Here is a 15027-nt window from a genome sequence, read left to right on the forward strand (position 1 = left end):
CTTATCTGTCCTTCAGCTTGACGTCCAGTAAGCGACCGGGGAATTGCGTTAAAAATGCGCCGTAACGGGCAGCTTTTACAGCGTAGTTTTCTTGCATTTGTATCAATACGCGTGAATAAAGCATTCGACAAAGCATTCTCGGCAAAAGTGCGAAGCGGTTTTGTGTTCGAAAATGCAATAAATAAAGTGTTAGCGCCTTTCGAAAACTTCACGGAAATTTCAGTGAATTCGAAAAGTGCTATGACGCCGGAAGCGCTTCCGGCTGAACGGACAGGAAAGGACCAGGAATGGTCAGCTTTGGCGGCCTCGCCCGCAAGATATTCGGTTCATCCAACGACCGCCGCGTGAAATCGCTGCGTGCTCGTGCGGAACAGATTACTGCGCTTGAGAAGAATTACGAAGCCCTTACTGACGAACAGCTTCAAGCTAAAACCGCGGAATTCCGCGCTGCGCTTGCTGGTGGTGCAAAACTCGACGCATTGCTCCCGGATGCTTTTGCAACCGCGCGTGAAGCGGCCAGGCGCGTGCTTGGCATGCGTCCCTTTGACGTGCAGCTGATCGGCGGCATGGTGCTGCATGAGCGCGGCATCGCTGAAATGCGCACCGGTGAAGGCAAGACGCTGATGGCGACCTTGCCTGTCTACCTCAATGCGCTTGAAGGCAAGGGCGTGCATGTGGTGACGGTCAATGATTACCTTGCCACCCGCGACGCCGAAACCATGGGCAAGCTTTATAACTTCCTTGGGCTAAGTGTGGGCGTGATCAAGCATGGTCTTGATGATGATGAGCGTCAGGCTGCCTATGCCTGCGACATTACCTATGCCACCAATAACGAGCTTGGCTTCGATTATCTGCGCGATAATATGAAATATGAGCGCGGTCAGATGGTTCAGCGCGGTCACAACTATGCCATCGTCGATGAAGTGGACTCGATCCTCATTGACGAAGCCCGCACACCGCTGATCATTTCCGGCCCTCTCGAAGATCGCTCGGACTTCTACAACCTCATTGACACTTTCATTCCGGCCCTTGAGCCTGAAGATTATGAAATTGATGAGAAGCAGAAAACCGCGATTTTCACTGAAATCGGCACCGAAAAAGTTGAGCAGCTTCTGGAAGCTGCCGGACACCTCAAGGGTGAAAGCCTATACGACATCGAAAATGTCTCGGTCGTTCACCACCTCAACAATGCCCTTCGTGCGCATAAGCTGTTCCAGCGCGACAAGGACTATATCGTCCGCAACGATGAAATTGTTATCATCGACGAATTCACCGGACGCATGATGCCGGGCCGCCGTTTTTCGGAAGGTCTGCATCAGGCGCTCGAAGCCAAGGAACAAGTGACAATCCAGCCTGAAAACCAGACCCTGGCTTCGATCACCTTCCAGAACTATTTCCGCATGTATACCAAGCTTTCCGGCATGACCGGCACGGCTGCTACCGAAGCGGAAGAATTCGGCAATATTTACGGTCTGGAAGTTCTTGAGATTCCGACCAATCTGCCCGTCAAGCGTATTGATGAAGACGATGAAGTCTATCGTACGGTTGAAGAAAAATACAAAGCTATTGTACGCGATATTCGTGCTTCGCATGAAAAGGGGCAGCCTGTTCTCGTCGGCACAACATCGATTGAAAAATCGGAAATGCTGGCAGAGCGTCTTCGTAAAGAAGGCATCAAGGATTTTCAGGTTCTCAATGCCCGTTATCACGAACAGGAAGCCTTTATCATCGCTCAGGCCGGTGTTCCGGGTGCTGTAACCATCGCCACCAACATGGCCGGTCGCGGTACGGATATTCAGCTCGGCGGCAATCTTGAAATGCGCATTCAGGAAGAACTTTCGGATGTGCCGGAAGGTGCTGAACGTGATGCAAAAATCGCCGCGATCAAGGCTGATATTGCGAAGCTGAAAGAAAAGGCTCTCGCTGCCGGCGGTCTTTACGTTCTCGCCACCGAGCGTCACGAAAGCCGCCGTATCGATAACCAGCTGCGTGGTCGTTCCGGCCGTCAGGGCGATCCGGGGCGTTCGAAATTCTTCCTGTCCCTTCAGGATGATCTGATGCGCATCTTCGGCTCTGACCGCATGGACGGCATGTTGCAGAAGCTGGGCCTCAAGGAAGACGAAGCCATCGTCCATCCATGGATCAACAAGGCGCTTGAAAAGGCGCAGACCAAGGTTGAAGCACGCAACTTCGAAATCCGTAAAAACCTGCTTAAATATGACGATGTGATGAATGATCAGCGTAAGGTGATCTTCGAGCAGCGCCTTGAAATCATGGATGAAGAAGACCTGACCGATATCGTGAGCGAAATGCGTCACGAAGTGATCGAGGATATGGTTGCGCTTCGTATTCCAAAAGATGCCTATGCTGAAAAATGGGAAATTGCCGCCCTCAAGGACGACGTTCTCACCAAGCTTAACCTTGTATTGCCAATCGATGAATGGGCCAAGGAAGAAGGCATCGCAGAAGAAGAGTTTGAAGCGCGTATCAAGGAAGCCGCCGATAAGGCTGCGGCTGAAAAGGCAGAACGCTTTGGGCCGCAGATCATGACTTATATCGAAAAGTCGGTGATCATGCAGTCACTCGATAACCTGTGGCGCGAACATCTGGTCAATCTCGACCATCTTCGTTCGGTTGTTGGTTTCCGTGGCTATGCTCAGCGTGATCCACTCAACGAATATAAGACGGAAGGCTTTGAGCTGTTCCAGGCGCTGCTTGCAAACCTGCGCGAAGTGGTCATTACGCAGCTCATGCGTGTTGAAATCGTTCGTGAAGCTCCCCCTGAACCAGAGCTTCCTCCAATGACTGGTGTCCACATCGACAAAACCACTGGCGAAAACGACTTTGACGAGAATGCATGGGCTGAACATCAGCATGATGAGCGCATCATTCCAGCTTCAGAGCGCGATGCCACGGACCCAAGAACATGGGGCAAGGTGAGCCGCAACGAATCCTGCCCCTGCGGTTCCGGCAAAAAATACAAACATTGCCACGGCGCATTCGACTAAGCGCTGAAGACAATCAGACATTATATAAAACCCGGCGCAATCGCCGGGTTTTTATTTCTCGCATATCACCCAAAACCGGTTCCCGCTTTTTGGGGCACGTGTGTTTTTTGAACAAGATAAATGGCAACGCGCTGTAGTGCGGCGCAAAACTTCCACATTATTGTATGTGAGTGAAAGCTCATATATTTAGAAACTAATTACCATTACTTTGAATTTGGGCTCACTTTAACAGAAGAAGCCATTTCTTTTTACCTTTTTAAAGAACTCACATCTAAGGATCAGCCAGTGCATGTCGGCCAAACCGGATGCACATAAATGAAGATCCATAAGAAGATCATAGAAATAGCGGTTTCTTGATAAAGACCGCATCAGACAGGGTATGTAACGCGTGCGTTTTTGTTCAGCAAAAGCAGCGAACCGGATTGTTCCCGGCAGTTTCGCAACCAAACCGGCTTCTGTAACAGAGCGGGTTAATGCGGCATTGCCGGGAACAACCCCACACACAAATACACGACACGCATTACAGTTCATCTTTCCTTCTTCTGGACTGATGAAAGCAGCATTCTCATCCATGTTCATTCGGGTTCGTCACAACGCCCCATCAGACGTTTTCAGCAAAACTTCCCGGGAGATTGCATAATGGCCGCGAAACCTTTGCTTGAAGAATCGGCAGGAGGACATACTGCCCGCATCATTTCACAGCTCTCCGAAAATGTTGCGCAGACAGATACCGCCAAAAGACTGGAGGAAAGCCTCACCAGCCGTGATATTCCGCGCAAACTCGCCATCTATGGTGCCGCTGCCGGTTTTGAACTGCGCGACGAGCTTGACCACTTAAGCAATCGGACGATTGAACCCAACATCTTCTTTAATGCACGCTTCCTTGCGCCTGCAATGCCACGCCTTGAAGATCGTGAAGTGCGCTTCATGGTGATGCGTGATGAAAACGAACTTCGCAGCCGCCTGCGCTTCGTCATGCCTTACACGATTGAACGTCCCGGCCTGCCCCTCTCATCCCCCGTCATTCGTGCATGGGCTACACCTTTTGGGCCGCAGGGCACCCCGCTCATAGATCATGATGACCCCGTTGGCGTTATTGAAGACCTGTTCGATATTCTCGCCCGCGATCACATCAAAATGCCTGAAGTGCTGGTGCTTCCGGAAATGCGGGCCAACGGCCCGGCGGCAAAACTGTTTCGCTCGGTCGCACTCAGCAGGCAACTCCCTATTGTTTCCATCGAGCAAAAAGAACGGCCATTTCTTGAAAGCAAACTGGACCCGGAAACCTATCTCAAACAAGCCATCGGGTCACATCATCGTCGCGAATATAACCGCCTGTGGCGTCGCCTTTCTGAAAAGGGTGAACTAAAACACCGCATTGCCCGCACGCCCGATGAAGTTCGTTTTGTGTTCGAATATTTTCTGACACTGGAAGCAAGCGGCTGGAAGGGTCGCCGCGGCACGGCCATGGCAGTTGACCGCTTCCGTGCCGCCTTTGCACGCGAAGCGATCAACAATCTTGCCGAACGCGACTGTGTGCGCATTCATACTCTTGAACTTGATAACCGCATCATTGCTATCCTGATTGTTTTCACAGTTTCCGGCGAAGCATGGACATGGAAAACTGCCTATGATGAGGTACTAAAGGCTTATTCACCCGGCGCTCTGCTGATGGTCGAGGTCGTCAAGAACCACCTTGAGGACACCAATATTACCCGAACGGATTCCTGTGCAGTGCCGGATCATCCAGTGATGTCAAGGCTGTTTAAAGAACGCGAAACCATCGAAACCCTCGTAATCGGACTTTATCCCGGAGCAGATAAACAGGTACGTCAGGCGGCATCACAAATTCACCTTTATCAACGTACGCGCAATCTGAGCCGTATCATTCGCAATCGTATCCGCAATTTTACGGAGCATAAATAAAACTGGCTTTCTTAGGGTCCTGACCGTAGAGCATGATCCGATCGGAGTGAAACGCGCTTTAAAGCAAAATTAAAAACAATTATTTGAGAAATTTAAAAACATATGCTATATTTTTTCGTGGGAGAGCGCCTGAAATATAATATTGCAGGCAATAATGAGGGTCTTAACAAGTTGCTTCCTGTTTTACTAAAGCAACTATAAATGGATTTATTATTTCGACCTTCTTTGCCGATTGACAAAATCCAACGCGCCTCCCTTGGGAAGGAGATGCGCTATGTTGGAATATCTCTCTTATTTAAAGACTATTGACATAATTGTTCTTGGCCTGATCTGTTTTCTTGTGTTCTGGAACATTATAGAATTCAGACTGCGCCGGTGAATTTGCTTGATTAGACCACAATATCAAAACGGCGTGCATTCTGAAGGGTTCGCAGATGCACGCACATAATGCCTCGTATAAAAAATCCTCCTTGCCTACCGGCCATGAGATTGCGCTTGATTGAAACTATAATCAATCAAGCCGTTCAAGAGCGATTGACCTTATTTCGTTTAGTCGGTATATCCCTCTCCGCTGTCCATTTGTGGACCATACTAAACTGCTTTGTCAGTCATGTGCGGGTGTGGTGGAACTGGTAGACGCGCCGGACTCAAAATCCGGTTCCGAAAGGAGTGTCGGTTCGATTCCGACCACCCGCACCATCTTTCCTTGCAATTACTTTTAAACAATAAATTAGCCTTGGCGATCATAGGCGCGTGTCCCTTGTACTAAGACCCCATTGCGCTAATATCACGACCAGCTAAATCAACTGAGAAACCTGCGGCAATCACCTGTCCTTCCCCATCACATCACGTGATGAGGTTAACCCCGCGATTGCGCTAGAGCCTATATTATTTAACCACCAGAACGGGCACTTTGCTGAAGGAAAGCACTTCTGCGGCCTGACTGCCAAGCAGCAATTTATTAACACCACGACGACCATGCGACGCAATCACGATCAGATCGCTACCGGTTTTTTCAGCAGCTTCGATAATTCCCTGCGCTGGCGACTGGTTCTCAATATGTAAAGTTTCAGCATCAACGCCCGCAGCTTCGGCTTTTGCCTTTGCTGTTTTAAGCAGATCAGATGCAGCTTTGGTGATCGCCTCCCGATATTCCTGAAAGGCAGCGGGGCTGGAGGCCCATTCGGCGGCCACAACAATACCATAAGAGGGCAAAACCTCCGTGACAGAAACCAGCACCACTCTGGAGCCAAGCTGTTTGGCCAGCGCCACGCCCTGTTCAAGCCCCTTATCAGAAAGCTCAGATCCATCCGTTGCAATCAAAATAGTTTTATACATAGCCCAAACCTCCAGTTTGTGATCACGATCCAACCATATTCACATCTATGAATATGAACATTGATAAGGATCAATCAGGCAGAAATGCTAAAAGAAACAATTATCTTATCGGAAGAGACAGAAAAATATTTGAAGTTAACGCATGAGCATTTTGCATGCCCATGACTATCCGCATCAGCAGCACTCTAATGAGTGAAATATAATTCTTGATAATTGAATTTTTAAGAAAATAATTCCAAAATATAAACAGAACACGCACAGGGCCAGCTATGCTTTTGCGCTATTTCCTCCTAAAATCCATTTCAAACATAAGGAGATTATTCCATGAGCAAGTCACTTGGCGAAAAAAGCGGCGCAACTGCGGGACGCGGGCGCATCTATGATTCCATCCTCGATACCATCGGCAATACCCCTTTGGTACGTATTGATAAATTTGCCAGGGAAAACGGCGTAGAAGCAAATCTTCTGGTAAAGCTTGAGTTCTTCAACCCATTGGCCAGTGTGAAAGACCGCCTCGGCCTTGCCCTGATCGAAGCGCTGGAAGCTCAAGGCAAAGCAGTTCCTGGCAAGACGGTTTTCGTAGAGCCAACCTCTGGCAATACGGGCATTGCTCTGGCCTTTGCCGCAGCCGCCAAGGGCTACCGGCTTGTCCTTACCATGCCGGAAACCATGTCAGTTGAGCGCCGAAAACTGCTCAAGCTGCTCGGTGCAGAGCTTGTTCTGACCGAAGGCGCAAAAGGCATGAAGGGCGCAATTGCCAAAGCGGAAGAAATCGCTGAAGGCAACCCGAATGCCATCATTCCACAACAGTTCGAAAACCCGGCCAATCCTGAAATTCATCGCCTGACCACGGCTGAAGAAATCTGGAACGATACCAATGGTGAAGCCGATATTCTTATTTCCGGCATTGGAACAGGCGGCACAATCACCGGCGTTGGTCAGGTCATTAAGGCACGCAAGCCATCGTTTAAAGTCATTGCTGTCGAGCCGAAAGATTCACCGGTTCTTTCCGGCGGCACTCCGGGACCACACAAGATTCAAGGCATTGGTGCAGGCTTCGCACCCAAAACACTGGATACCGGTGTTTATGATGAGATCATTCCGGTCTCCAACGAAGATTCATTTGCCAATTCGCGCCTGATTGCACGTCTCGAAGGCATTCCCGTCGGCATCTCGTCGGGTGCTGCACTGACCGCTGCTATCGAGGTTGGCAAGCGCCCTGAAAACAAGGGCAAGAACATCGTCATCATCATTCCATCCTTCGCAGAACGTTACCTCTCAACTGCACTGTTTGAAGGTCTGGAATAAGCCACGATTAAAGCGCGTATGATCTAAAAATAAGATCATACGCGCTTTAATTCATAAATCAGTTCGTTGTACGCGCCGCGCAAGCCGGGCCAGGTCCGCGCATGTAATGGCGCTCGGGCCTGTAGCTTGGTGCGACGAATTCACGAATAACATTAACGCTGTCACGCAGCTGAACTATAATGTTCATCGCCTTCACCTCTTCACCAAATTGCTTCTCGAAAATGATGCCAGGCGCAAACCCGCATAGGGTTAAAGCAATGTTTTTTTGCTCCCAACATCTTAATGAAAACTTTAACAATTAAAGATGAACAACCCCTGAATCCGCATGGTTAAGGTTAAGTTAACGGTAAGGATATTCAGCTTTTCCACAAGTGTGGGAAATTAGCCACCAATAAAAAAGACAACAATAAAAAGCCGGTGCGAACACCGGCTTGTCAGCTCAGTTGTTACATCTTTAATTAGCGTGTCGGAACGGGGGTCTCACCACGATAATCATAAAAGCCACGCCCGGTCTTACGCCCCAGCCAGCCAGCTTCAACATATTTGACCAAAAGCGGGCATGGACGATATTTCGAGTCCGACAAGCCATCATGCAGCACCTGCATGATCGACAGACAAGTATCAAGACCGATAAAGTCAGCAAGCTGCAATGGACCCATCGGGTGATTTGCACCAAGCTTCATCGCCGTATCAATCGCTTCTACGCTACCAACGCCTTCATAGAGCGTGTAGATCGCTTCATTGATCATCGGCAGCAAAATACGATTGACGATAAAAGCCGGAAAATCTTCAGCAACCGTCACAGTCTTGCCAAGCGCGGTGACAAAATCCTTCGACTTGCGAAAAGTTTCTTCATCGGTTGCAATACCGCGAACCAGTTCAACCAGTTTCATCAACGGAACCGGATTCATAAAATGAATACCGATAAAACGTTCCGGGCGATCAGTTGTTGATGCCAGGCGCGTGATCGAAATCGAAGATGTATTGGTTGCAACAATCGCTTCGGGATTGAGCACGGGACAAAGCTGGCTAAAAATCTTGCGCTTGATGGTCTCATCTTCAGTCGCAGCTTCAATGGCCAGATCGACGCCAGCAAGATCTTCCATCGAATTGGCCGCACGGATCAGCTTCATCGCATCCGCACGCTGCTGTTCTTGAAGCTTACCGGAAGAAACCTGCCGGGCCATATTGCCATTGATTGTGGCAATTCCTTTTTCAAGACGTTCAGCCGATGCATCATGCACAAGCACTTCATATCCTGCCAATGCGCATACATGAGCAATTCCGCCACCCATCTGGCCAGCGCCAACAATACCTACCGTTTTAATTGCCACAGTATCTACTCCTCCATGCATACGCATTCGCGCTTATAAAAAGCCTGCCTCACAAGACAGCTAAAAGCAAAAAATTGCAAGACCGTCACGCGAGCCGCTCCTGCGTATAAAATTTAAAAAGGCGGCAGGTTGAGCCTACCGCCTTTTCGTTCAATCAGAGCGCTTTTTCAAACTCTGGCAGCAGAGTGAAGAGATCACCGACAAGACCATAATCGGCCACCTGGAAGATCGGTGCTTCTTCATCCTTGTTAATCGCTACGATTATGCGACTGTCTTTCATGCCTGCCAGATGCTGAATCGCACCCGAGATACCCACCGCGATGTAAAGTTCAGGCGCAACCACCTTGCCGGTCTGACCAACCTGCCAGTCATTTGGTGCATAGCCAGCATCAACCGCTGCACGGCTGGCGCCAACCGCTGCACCCAGCTTGTCAGCAACAGGAAGAATCACTTCTTCAAATTTTTCCGACGAACCAAGTGCACGGCCACCCGAGATGATAATCTTGGCAGAGGTCAGTTCCGGGCGATCACCACCCGACAATGCATTTTCAACAAAGCTCGAAAGCGCAGGATCGTTCGCAGCATTGACACTTTCAACTTGAGCAGAACCGCCTTCGCCCGTTGCCGAGAAAGACGCCGTGCGAACCGTAATAACCTTCTTGGCATCACTCGACTGCACAGTCTGGATCGCGTTACCTGCATAGATCGGACGCTTGAAAGTGTCAGCGGACACAACTTCCATGATTTCCGAAAGCTGCATCACATCAAGAAGCGCTGCAACGCGCGGCAGCACATTCTTGGCAGAGGTCGTTGCTGGCGCAATGATCGTGTCATAATTGCTCGCCAGTTCAACAATTGTCGCTGCCAGCGGCTCAGCCAGACGATTTTCCAGCGCATCGCTTTCAGCAAGCAGAACCTTGCGCACACCGACAAGCTTGGCGGCAGCATCGGCCACAGCTTTTGCGCCCTTGCCTGCAACCAGAATATCAATATCACCACCGATCCTGGCTGCTGCTGTCAGCGCCTTTGCAGTCTGATCGGAAAGGCTTGCATTGTCATGTTCGGCGATAAGAAGAATAGCCATGTGTTTATCCCTTCCGATGTCTTACAATACGCCGTCGGCTTTAAGCTTCTCAACCAGCTCAGAAACCGAACCAACCTTCACGCCAGCCTTGCGGCCACCCGGTTCTTCAGTTTTCAAAACCTTGAGGCGCGGCGCAATATCAGCACCAAAATCAGCCGGTGATTTTTCATCAAGCGGCTTCTTCTTGGCTTTCATAATGTTTGGCAGCGATGCATAGCGCGGCTGGTTAAGACGCAAATCAACCGTAACAATCGCCGGAAGCTTCACATCAATGGTCTGAAGGCCGCCATCGACTTCGCGCGTGACCTTGGCCGAACCGTCGCCGAGCTCAACTTTCGATGCAAAAGTTGCCTGACTCCAGTTGAGCAGTGCCGACAACATCTGGCCGGTCTGGTTGCTGTCGTCATCAATCGCCTGCTTGCCAAGGAATACGAGATCCGGCTGTTCAGCTTCGACCACGCCCTTCAGCACCTTGGCAACGCCAAGCGGCTCGACTGTTTCATCAGTCTTGACCAGAATTGCACGGTCAGCCCCCATGGCAAGAGCGGTACGCAATGTTTCCTGCGCCTGTGCCGGTCCAACAGAAACCACGACAATTTCCGTAACCTTGCCAGCTTCCTTCAAACGGATCGCTTCTTCAACCGCGATCTCGTCAAAAGGGTTCATCGACATCTTGACATTGGCAAGCTCAATGCCTGAACCATCACCCTTAACACGGATCTTTACGTTGTAATCTACAACCCGCTTTACTGCGACAAGGACTTTCATCCGCGATTACCTCTTCAATGACTTTTGCGACCTGACTATGCCGCCATGAATCTTTGCCCGCATGCCAGAATCCGACATGACAACGCTGCTGACAGAAACACCGTTAAATCCAGCACTCCCCCGCAGCATCAGGAACCGGCACGAAACCTAAAGACGGTTGACGTGCGCGTCAATCGCGTATGGGCGGCAATATCGATTTAAATGCATATATTCTGGCAGATAATCATTCCGTTTTCGCACTAGGGTCAGGACTCATTGATTTGACGGGAATGGTGTGAGGCCATCCGTTCGGATACGAGAAGAAAAGACGTAGGAAATGTGGTTCATTTTCAAGACTTTTCGACGAAGTAGGCCGGGCGGATGGGCCACATCCTTCGGACATCGAAATGACGTGACGATCTGCTGCGTCGAGCCGCTCAACCGGGGGAACTACCCCGGTCCTCACGTCTCTCCTTGCATATCTGGTCATTTCAGATGCCATTCTCATCAAATCAATGAGTCCTGCCCCTAACATTCATCGGAGTGCATATAATCAGTTTGATAGTCTTCAACACACTTCACCGCATCATTTCTGATCCTCCCACTTTCATGGCGTTTACAAGCTCAAACCCATGGGCTAGGAAAGCAGCCTAAATATCCGGTCGCAGCCTACCCGGTCAAAACAAGGACTCAAAACAATGAAGACACTTGTCATCTGCTCCGGCGGATTGGACTCAGTTTCGCTTGCTCATAAAATTGCAGCGGAACATCAACTCACTGGCCTTATCTCTTTCGATTACGGCCAACGACACAAAAAGGAACTGAGCTTCGCACAGGCCTGTGCCAGACGGCTTAACGTTGCGCACCAGATCATCGATATCAGCCCGATCGGGGCCAGTCTGACAGGCTCGGCGCTGACTGATAAAATTGATGTGCCCGATGGTCATTATGCCGAAGAAACAATGAAAATAACCGTTGTTCCCAACCGCAATGCCATCATGATGACTATCGCTTTTGGCGTAGCAGCAGCACAAAAAGCCGACGCCGTGGCGCTTGCTGTTCACGGTGGTGATCACTTCATTTATCCAGATTGCCGTCCCGGCTTTATCAATGCTTTCCAGACCATGCAAAATCATGCGCTGGAGGGCTATGCCGATATTCGGCTGCTTGCACCATATGTTCAAAAGTCCAAAAGCGACATCGTGATCGATGGTGCAAAATACAAGACACCATTTGAGGCAACATGGTCGTGCTACAAGGGCGGCGAGCATCATTGTGGGCGTTGCGGCACCTGTGTTGAACGACGCGAGGCCTTTCACCTCGCAGGCATCACGGATCCGACCCGTTATGAAGATGCTGATTTCTGGCGCTCGACAATCGAAAATAGGAGCGCCTGATGTTTCGCATCACCAAGGAGTTCCATTTCTCTGCTTCGCATCAGTTGACACAGCTCCCCGCCGATCATCAATGCGCACGGTTGCACGGGCATAACTATATCGTGGAAATTGAACTATCCGCCAATGATCTCGATCAGCATGGCTTTGTCCGTGATTATCACGAGCTTGCGCCGTTAAAGCACTATATTGATAATGAACTTGATCACCGTCATCTCAATGATGTGCTTGGGCATGATCGTGTAACGGCAGAGTTTCTGGCACGTCACCTTTATGACTGGTGCAAGACGCGCTGGCAGGAAGTCACCGCTGTAAGGGTCAGTGAAACGCCCAAAACATGGGCGGAATATCGGCCCGGAAATAGAATATGAAAGCCGGTCCCGAAATCCGCATCAGCGAGATTTTCGGTCCAACCATTCAGGGCGAAGGCGTATTAAGCGGCGAGCCGACTGTTTTTGTGCGCACAGGTGGCTGCGACTATCGCTGCGCATGGTGTGACAGTCTGCACGCTGTTGAAAGCCGTTTTCGCCATGACTGGAAACCGATGAGCATTGATGCCATATGGCAAGAAGTGACGACACTTTCAGGAAAAAAGCCCATAACAGTGTCACTTTCTGGCGGCAATCCAGCCATTCAGCCTTTGGGGCCACTGATCGATCATGGTCACGCGCAAAATTATCGCTTTGCACTGGAAACCCAGGGATCGGTAGCAAAAGACTGGTTCGCCAAACTCGATACACTTGTACTCAGCCCGAAACCGCCTTCAAGCGGCATGCAAACAGACTGGAATGCACTTGCCAGCTGCATCGATGCAGCTGGACCAAAACCAAAGACTGTGCTGAAATTCGTGGTCTTTGACGATGCAGATTATGCTTTTGCGAAGGCGACATCGGCACTTCACCCGCATCTCCCCATCTATCTTCAGCCCGGCAATCACACGCCGCCCCCACCCGAAGATGACGATGCACGCATCGATATGGATGGTATCATGAACCGCATGGAATGGCTGATCGACAAGGTAATGGCAGATCGCTGGTTTGAGGCGCGTGTCCTGCCCCAGCTTCATGTGCTGATCTGGGGCAATAAGCGCGGCGTTTAAATCCAGCCGCAACGCGCATTGTCGTCAGGCCTCACGGCAATGCCTATCGGTTTTGGCCCGGCACCCAAAGAACATCCCTCGCACCATTATCATTGACGGAGCGTGCGGCGACAAACAGAAAATCGGAGAGGCGGTTGATATATTGCAGCGCCTCTTTCGAGACCACTTCGCCCTCAACCTTGGCAAGCGCCACCATCAGCCTTTCAGCCCTTCGGGAAACAGTACGCGCCAGATGCAGGGCCGCTGACGCCGCCGAACCTCCCGGCAGAATGAACGAGCGCAGTGGCGGAATATCCGCATTCAGATAATCAATGTCAGATTCAAGCCGCTCAACCTGCGAGGCAACAATACGCAGCGGCTCGTAAGCCAGTGGTTCGCCATCATCAGGTGTTGAAAGATCGGCGCCAAGATCGAACAGATCATTCTGAATACGCATAAGCATCACATCAATATGCTTGTAATCTGCACTATCAGTATGAAGCCGCACAAGACCAATACAGGCATTGGTCTCATCAACCGTGCCATAGGCCTCCACACGCAGATCCGATTTCAGACGACGTGCACCCGATGTCAGGCCCGTTGTGCCATCATCACCCGTGCGTGTATAAATCTTGTTGAGTTTCACCATTGTTACTGTCCGCTTGCCTGTCTTGCAAAATAGATAGCGCCTATGACCAGCAAAATTGCAACAAACTGCAACAGGACACGCAACTGCATCATCTTGTTGGAGAAATTGCCGTCACCACCGCGCATCATATTGCGCAGGCCAATAATCAGAACAATAGCCACTGCAACAACGGCCACGATAACCGCTGCCTTGAACACAAAACCCATTTATAGTCCTCCCATGGTCTGCCGTCTTTTTCTAAACTCAGGACTGGTCAGACAGCATTTTATATAGCCAGCGTGATGGCAGCAGACGCCGTGCCAGAATACCCAGTTTTGCCGGTCGTGTAACCACGTAATGCGGACGCGGCCTTGGCGCTTCCAATGCATGAAGAAGTACCGCGTAAACCGCTTCCGGGCCAAGCTTGTTTTTGGATTTCGTTCCGCCACCATCAAGCTTTGCCATCTGGCGCTGATAGAGTTCGCGATGCACGGAATGCTCAAGATCAATATTTGCACGGGCATGAATGGCGGCATTATAAGTGAACTGAGAGGCAATCGGACCCGGCTCAATCAACGATACTTCAATGCCGGAGCCTTCAAGCTCCATGCGTTGCGCCATCATCAGGCCTTCAAGCGCAAATTTCGATGCCACATAAGCACCGCGCCATTTCATCGGCACAAGCCCCAGAATAGACGAACAATGAACGATCCGGCCATGGCCCTGCTTGCGCATGATGGGAATTATACGCCGTGTGAGATCATGCCAGCCAAAAAAATTGGCTTCAAACTGCATGCGTAACGCTTCAACCGGAAGATCCTCGATTGCCCCCGGCTGCGCATAGGCACCATTGTTAAAAAGCGCATCCAGCCTGCCATCGGTTGCACGCAAGACTTCATCAACCAGCGCTGCGATTGATTGCGGCTCGGTATAATCGAGATAGAAAGCCTCAATCACCTTGGCTTTCAATGCTGCAATATCATCATCTTTACGTGCAGTGGCAAACACGCGCCACCCGGCCTGATGCAAAGCTGTCGCGCAATAGGCACCAATACCGGAAGAGCAACCGGTTATAAGAATGTTTCGCTTCACATTGTCAAAGACCATATATGGATTCCGCTTCTGCTTTTTGGTCACAGTGCTTGATTCGTAACCAGTTTAAAACGACTATCCCCTTGCAAT

General features: G+C 50.3%; 16 protein-coding genes and 1 tRNA gene. 8 read left to right on the forward strand and 9 right to left on the reverse strand.

The features are described from left to right. Window positions 1–54 precede the first annotated feature (54 nt). Both FHY56_RS17815 and secA read left to right on the forward strand, forming a co-directional pair. On the forward strand, window positions 55–348 hold the full coding sequence (locus tag FHY56_RS17815) for a hypothetical protein (protein WP_158447760.1): 294 nt from the start codon (window positions 55–57) through the stop codon (window positions 346–348). Further along, window positions 288–3008 (forward strand): preprotein translocase subunit SecA, encoded by a 2721-nt coding sequence (gene secA / locus FHY56_RS12140; RefSeq protein WP_140905464.1) that lies wholly within the window; start codon window positions 288–290, stop codon window positions 3006–3008. Before FHY56_RS17815 ends, secA begins: the two co-directional genes overlap by 61 nt. Before the next feature lie 225 nt (window positions 3009–3233). Here secA and FHY56_RS12145 read toward each other — a convergent pair whose 3' ends face one another. Beyond that, on the reverse strand, window positions 3234–3587 hold the full coding sequence (locus FHY56_RS12145) for a hypothetical protein (RefSeq protein WP_140905465.1): 354 nt from the start codon (window positions 3585–3587) through the stop codon (window positions 3234–3236). Window positions 3588–3647: 60 nt separating this feature from the next. On the opposite strand from FHY56_RS12145, the gene bspF reads away from it, so the two are divergent. Together bspF and FHY56_RS12155 are read left to right on the forward strand one after the other, a co-directional pair. Beyond that, window positions 3648–4934 (forward strand): type IV secretion system effector crotonyl transferase BspF, encoded by a 1287-nt coding sequence (bspF, locus tag FHY56_RS12150; protein ID WP_140905467.1) that lies wholly within the window; start codon window positions 3648–3650, stop codon window positions 4932–4934. A 614-nt stretch (window positions 4935–5548) separates the two neighbouring features. Then, a tRNA-Leu gene (locus FHY56_RS12155) sits at window positions 5549–5633 on the forward strand. A 189-nt stretch (window positions 5634–5822) separates the two neighbouring features. Here the strand turns inward: FHY56_RS12155 and FHY56_RS12160 are convergent. Next, a complete protein-coding gene (locus FHY56_RS12160) occupies window positions 5823–6272 on the reverse strand; it encodes a universal stress protein (RefSeq protein WP_140905468.1) in 450 nt (149 codons plus the stop codon). Between the two features lie 324 nt (window positions 6273–6596). Here FHY56_RS12160 and cysK point away from each other — a divergent pair, with 324 nt between their 5' ends. Beyond that, window positions 6597–7580, forward strand: coding sequence for a cysteine synthase A (gene cysK / locus FHY56_RS12165; protein ID WP_140905470.1), 984 nt, complete (start codon window positions 6597–6599; stop codon window positions 7578–7580). Window positions 7581–7638: 58 nt separating this feature from the next. On the opposite strand, the gene FHY56_RS18285 is transcribed toward cysK, so the two are convergent. The 4 genes from FHY56_RS18285 to FHY56_RS12180 all read right to left on the reverse strand — a co-directional run bounded on the left by FHY56_RS18285 (window position 7639) and on the right by FHY56_RS12180 (window position 10766). Then, window positions 7639–7767 (reverse strand): hypothetical protein, encoded by a 129-nt coding sequence (locus FHY56_RS18285; RefSeq protein WP_268898926.1) that lies wholly within the window; start codon window positions 7765–7767, stop codon window positions 7639–7641. Window positions 7768–8038: 271 nt separating this feature from the next. Further along, window positions 8039–8914 (reverse strand): 3-hydroxybutyryl-CoA dehydrogenase, encoded by an 876-nt coding sequence (locus FHY56_RS12170; protein WP_193556784.1) that lies wholly within the window; start codon window positions 8912–8914, stop codon window positions 8039–8041. A gap of 154 nt (window positions 8915–9068) precedes the next feature. Further along, window positions 9069–9998, reverse strand: a complete 930-nt coding sequence (locus tag FHY56_RS12175; protein WP_140905471.1) for an electron transfer flavoprotein subunit alpha/FixB family protein — start codon at window positions 9996–9998, stop codon at window positions 9069–9071. Window positions 9999–10019: 21 nt separating this feature from the next. Then, a complete protein-coding gene (locus FHY56_RS12180; RefSeq protein WP_140905473.1) occupies window positions 10020–10766 on the reverse strand; it encodes an electron transfer flavoprotein subunit beta/FixA family protein in 747 nt (248 codons plus the stop codon). 677 nt (window positions 10767–11443) lie between these two features. On the opposite strand from FHY56_RS12180, the gene queC reads away from it, so the two are divergent. From queC to queE, 3 genes are read left to right on the forward strand one after another with little or no spacing between them, the layout of a single operon-like run. Beyond that, a complete protein-coding gene (gene queC, locus FHY56_RS12185; RefSeq protein WP_140905474.1) occupies window positions 11444–12142 on the forward strand; it encodes a 7-cyano-7-deazaguanine synthase QueC in 699 nt (232 codons plus the stop codon). Continuing rightward, window positions 12142–12510 carry a 6-carboxytetrahydropterin synthase QueD gene (queD, locus tag FHY56_RS12190; RefSeq protein ID WP_140905475.1) on the forward strand — a complete coding sequence of 123 codons (369 nt, stop codon included), beginning with the start codon at window positions 12142–12144 and terminating at the stop codon, window positions 12508–12510. The genes queC and queD overlap by 1 nt, the downstream gene beginning before the upstream one ends. Then, a complete protein-coding gene (queE, locus tag FHY56_RS12195; protein WP_140905476.1) occupies window positions 12507–13238 on the forward strand; it encodes a 7-carboxy-7-deazaguanine synthase QueE in 732 nt (243 codons plus the stop codon). Before queD ends, queE begins: the two co-directional genes overlap by 4 nt. Window positions 13239–13281: 43 nt before the next feature. Here the strand turns inward: queE and FHY56_RS12200 are convergent, their stop codons facing one another. Genes FHY56_RS12200 through FHY56_RS12210 form a run of 3 tightly spaced genes read right to left on the reverse strand, consistent with a single transcriptional unit; the run spans window position 13282 to window position 14952 of the window. Next, window positions 13282–13866 (reverse strand): cob(I)yrinic acid a,c-diamide adenosyltransferase, encoded by a 585-nt coding sequence (locus FHY56_RS12200; protein WP_140905477.1) that lies wholly within the window; start codon window positions 13864–13866, stop codon window positions 13282–13284. Between the two features lie 2 nt (window positions 13867–13868). Then, complete coding sequence (locus tag FHY56_RS12205; protein ID WP_140905478.1) at window positions 13869–14072, reverse strand: twin transmembrane helix small protein; 204 nt, start codon at window positions 14070–14072, stop codon at window positions 13869–13871. Window positions 14073–14109: 37 nt separating this feature from the next. Then, window positions 14110–14952 (reverse strand): SDR family oxidoreductase, encoded by an 843-nt coding sequence (locus FHY56_RS12210; protein ID WP_140905479.1) that lies wholly within the window; start codon window positions 14950–14952, stop codon window positions 14110–14112. Window positions 14953–15027 lie beyond the last annotated feature (75 nt).

Source organism: Brucella gallinifaecis, from assembly GCF_006476605.1.
Classification (GTDB): domain Bacteria; phylum Pseudomonadota; class Alphaproteobacteria; order Rhizobiales; family Rhizobiaceae; genus Brucella; species Brucella gallinifaecis.

Excerpts from the sequence above, each read along its gene's own strand:
- FHY56_RS17815 (WP_158447760.1), top strand. The coding sequence starts at position 55 with ATGCGCCGTAACGGGCAGCTTTTACAGCGTAGTTTTCTTGCATTTGTA.
- secA (WP_140905464.1), top strand. The coding sequence starts at position 288 with ATGGTCAGCTTTGGCGGCCTCGCCCGCAAGATATTCGGTTCATCCAAC.
- FHY56_RS12145 (WP_140905465.1), bottom strand. The coding sequence starts at position 3,587 with ATGAACATGGATGAGAATGCTGCTTTCATCAGTCCAGAAGAAGGAAAG.
- bspF (WP_140905467.1), top strand. The coding sequence starts at position 3,648 with ATGGCCGCGAAACCTTTGCTTGAAGAATCGGCAGGAGGACATACTGCC.
- FHY56_RS12160 (WP_140905468.1), bottom strand. The coding sequence starts at position 6,272 with ATGTATAAAACTATTTTGATTGCAACGGATGGATCTGAGCTTTCTGAT.
- cysK (WP_140905470.1), top strand. The coding sequence starts at position 6,597 with ATGAGCAAGTCACTTGGCGAAAAAAGCGGCGCAACTGCGGGACGCGGG.
- FHY56_RS18285 (WP_268898926.1), bottom strand. The coding sequence starts at position 7,767 with ATGAACATTATAGTTCAGCTGCGTGACAGCGTTAATGTTATTCGTGAA.
- FHY56_RS12175 (WP_140905471.1), bottom strand. The coding sequence starts at position 9,998 with ATGGCTATTCTTCTTATCGCCGAACATGACAATGCAAGCCTTTCCGAT.
- FHY56_RS12180 (WP_140905473.1), bottom strand. The coding sequence starts at position 10,766 with ATGAAAGTCCTTGTCGCAGTAAAGCGGGTTGTAGATTACAACGTAAAG.
- queC (WP_140905474.1), top strand. The coding sequence starts at position 11,444 with ATGAAGACACTTGTCATCTGCTCCGGCGGATTGGACTCAGTTTCGCTT.
- queD (WP_140905475.1), top strand. The coding sequence starts at position 12,142 with ATGTTTCGCATCACCAAGGAGTTCCATTTCTCTGCTTCGCATCAGTTG.
- queE (WP_140905476.1), top strand. The coding sequence starts at position 12,507 with ATGAAAGCCGGTCCCGAAATCCGCATCAGCGAGATTTTCGGTCCAACC.
- FHY56_RS12200 (WP_140905477.1), bottom strand. The coding sequence starts at position 13,866 with ATGGTGAAACTCAACAAGATTTATACACGCACGGGTGATGATGGCACA.
- FHY56_RS12205 (WP_140905478.1), bottom strand. The coding sequence starts at position 14,072 with ATGGGTTTTGTGTTCAAGGCAGCGGTTATCGTGGCCGTTGTTGCAGTG.
- FHY56_RS12210 (WP_140905479.1), bottom strand. The coding sequence starts at position 14,952 with ATGGTCTTTGACAATGTGAAGCGAAACATTCTTATAACCGGTTGCTCT.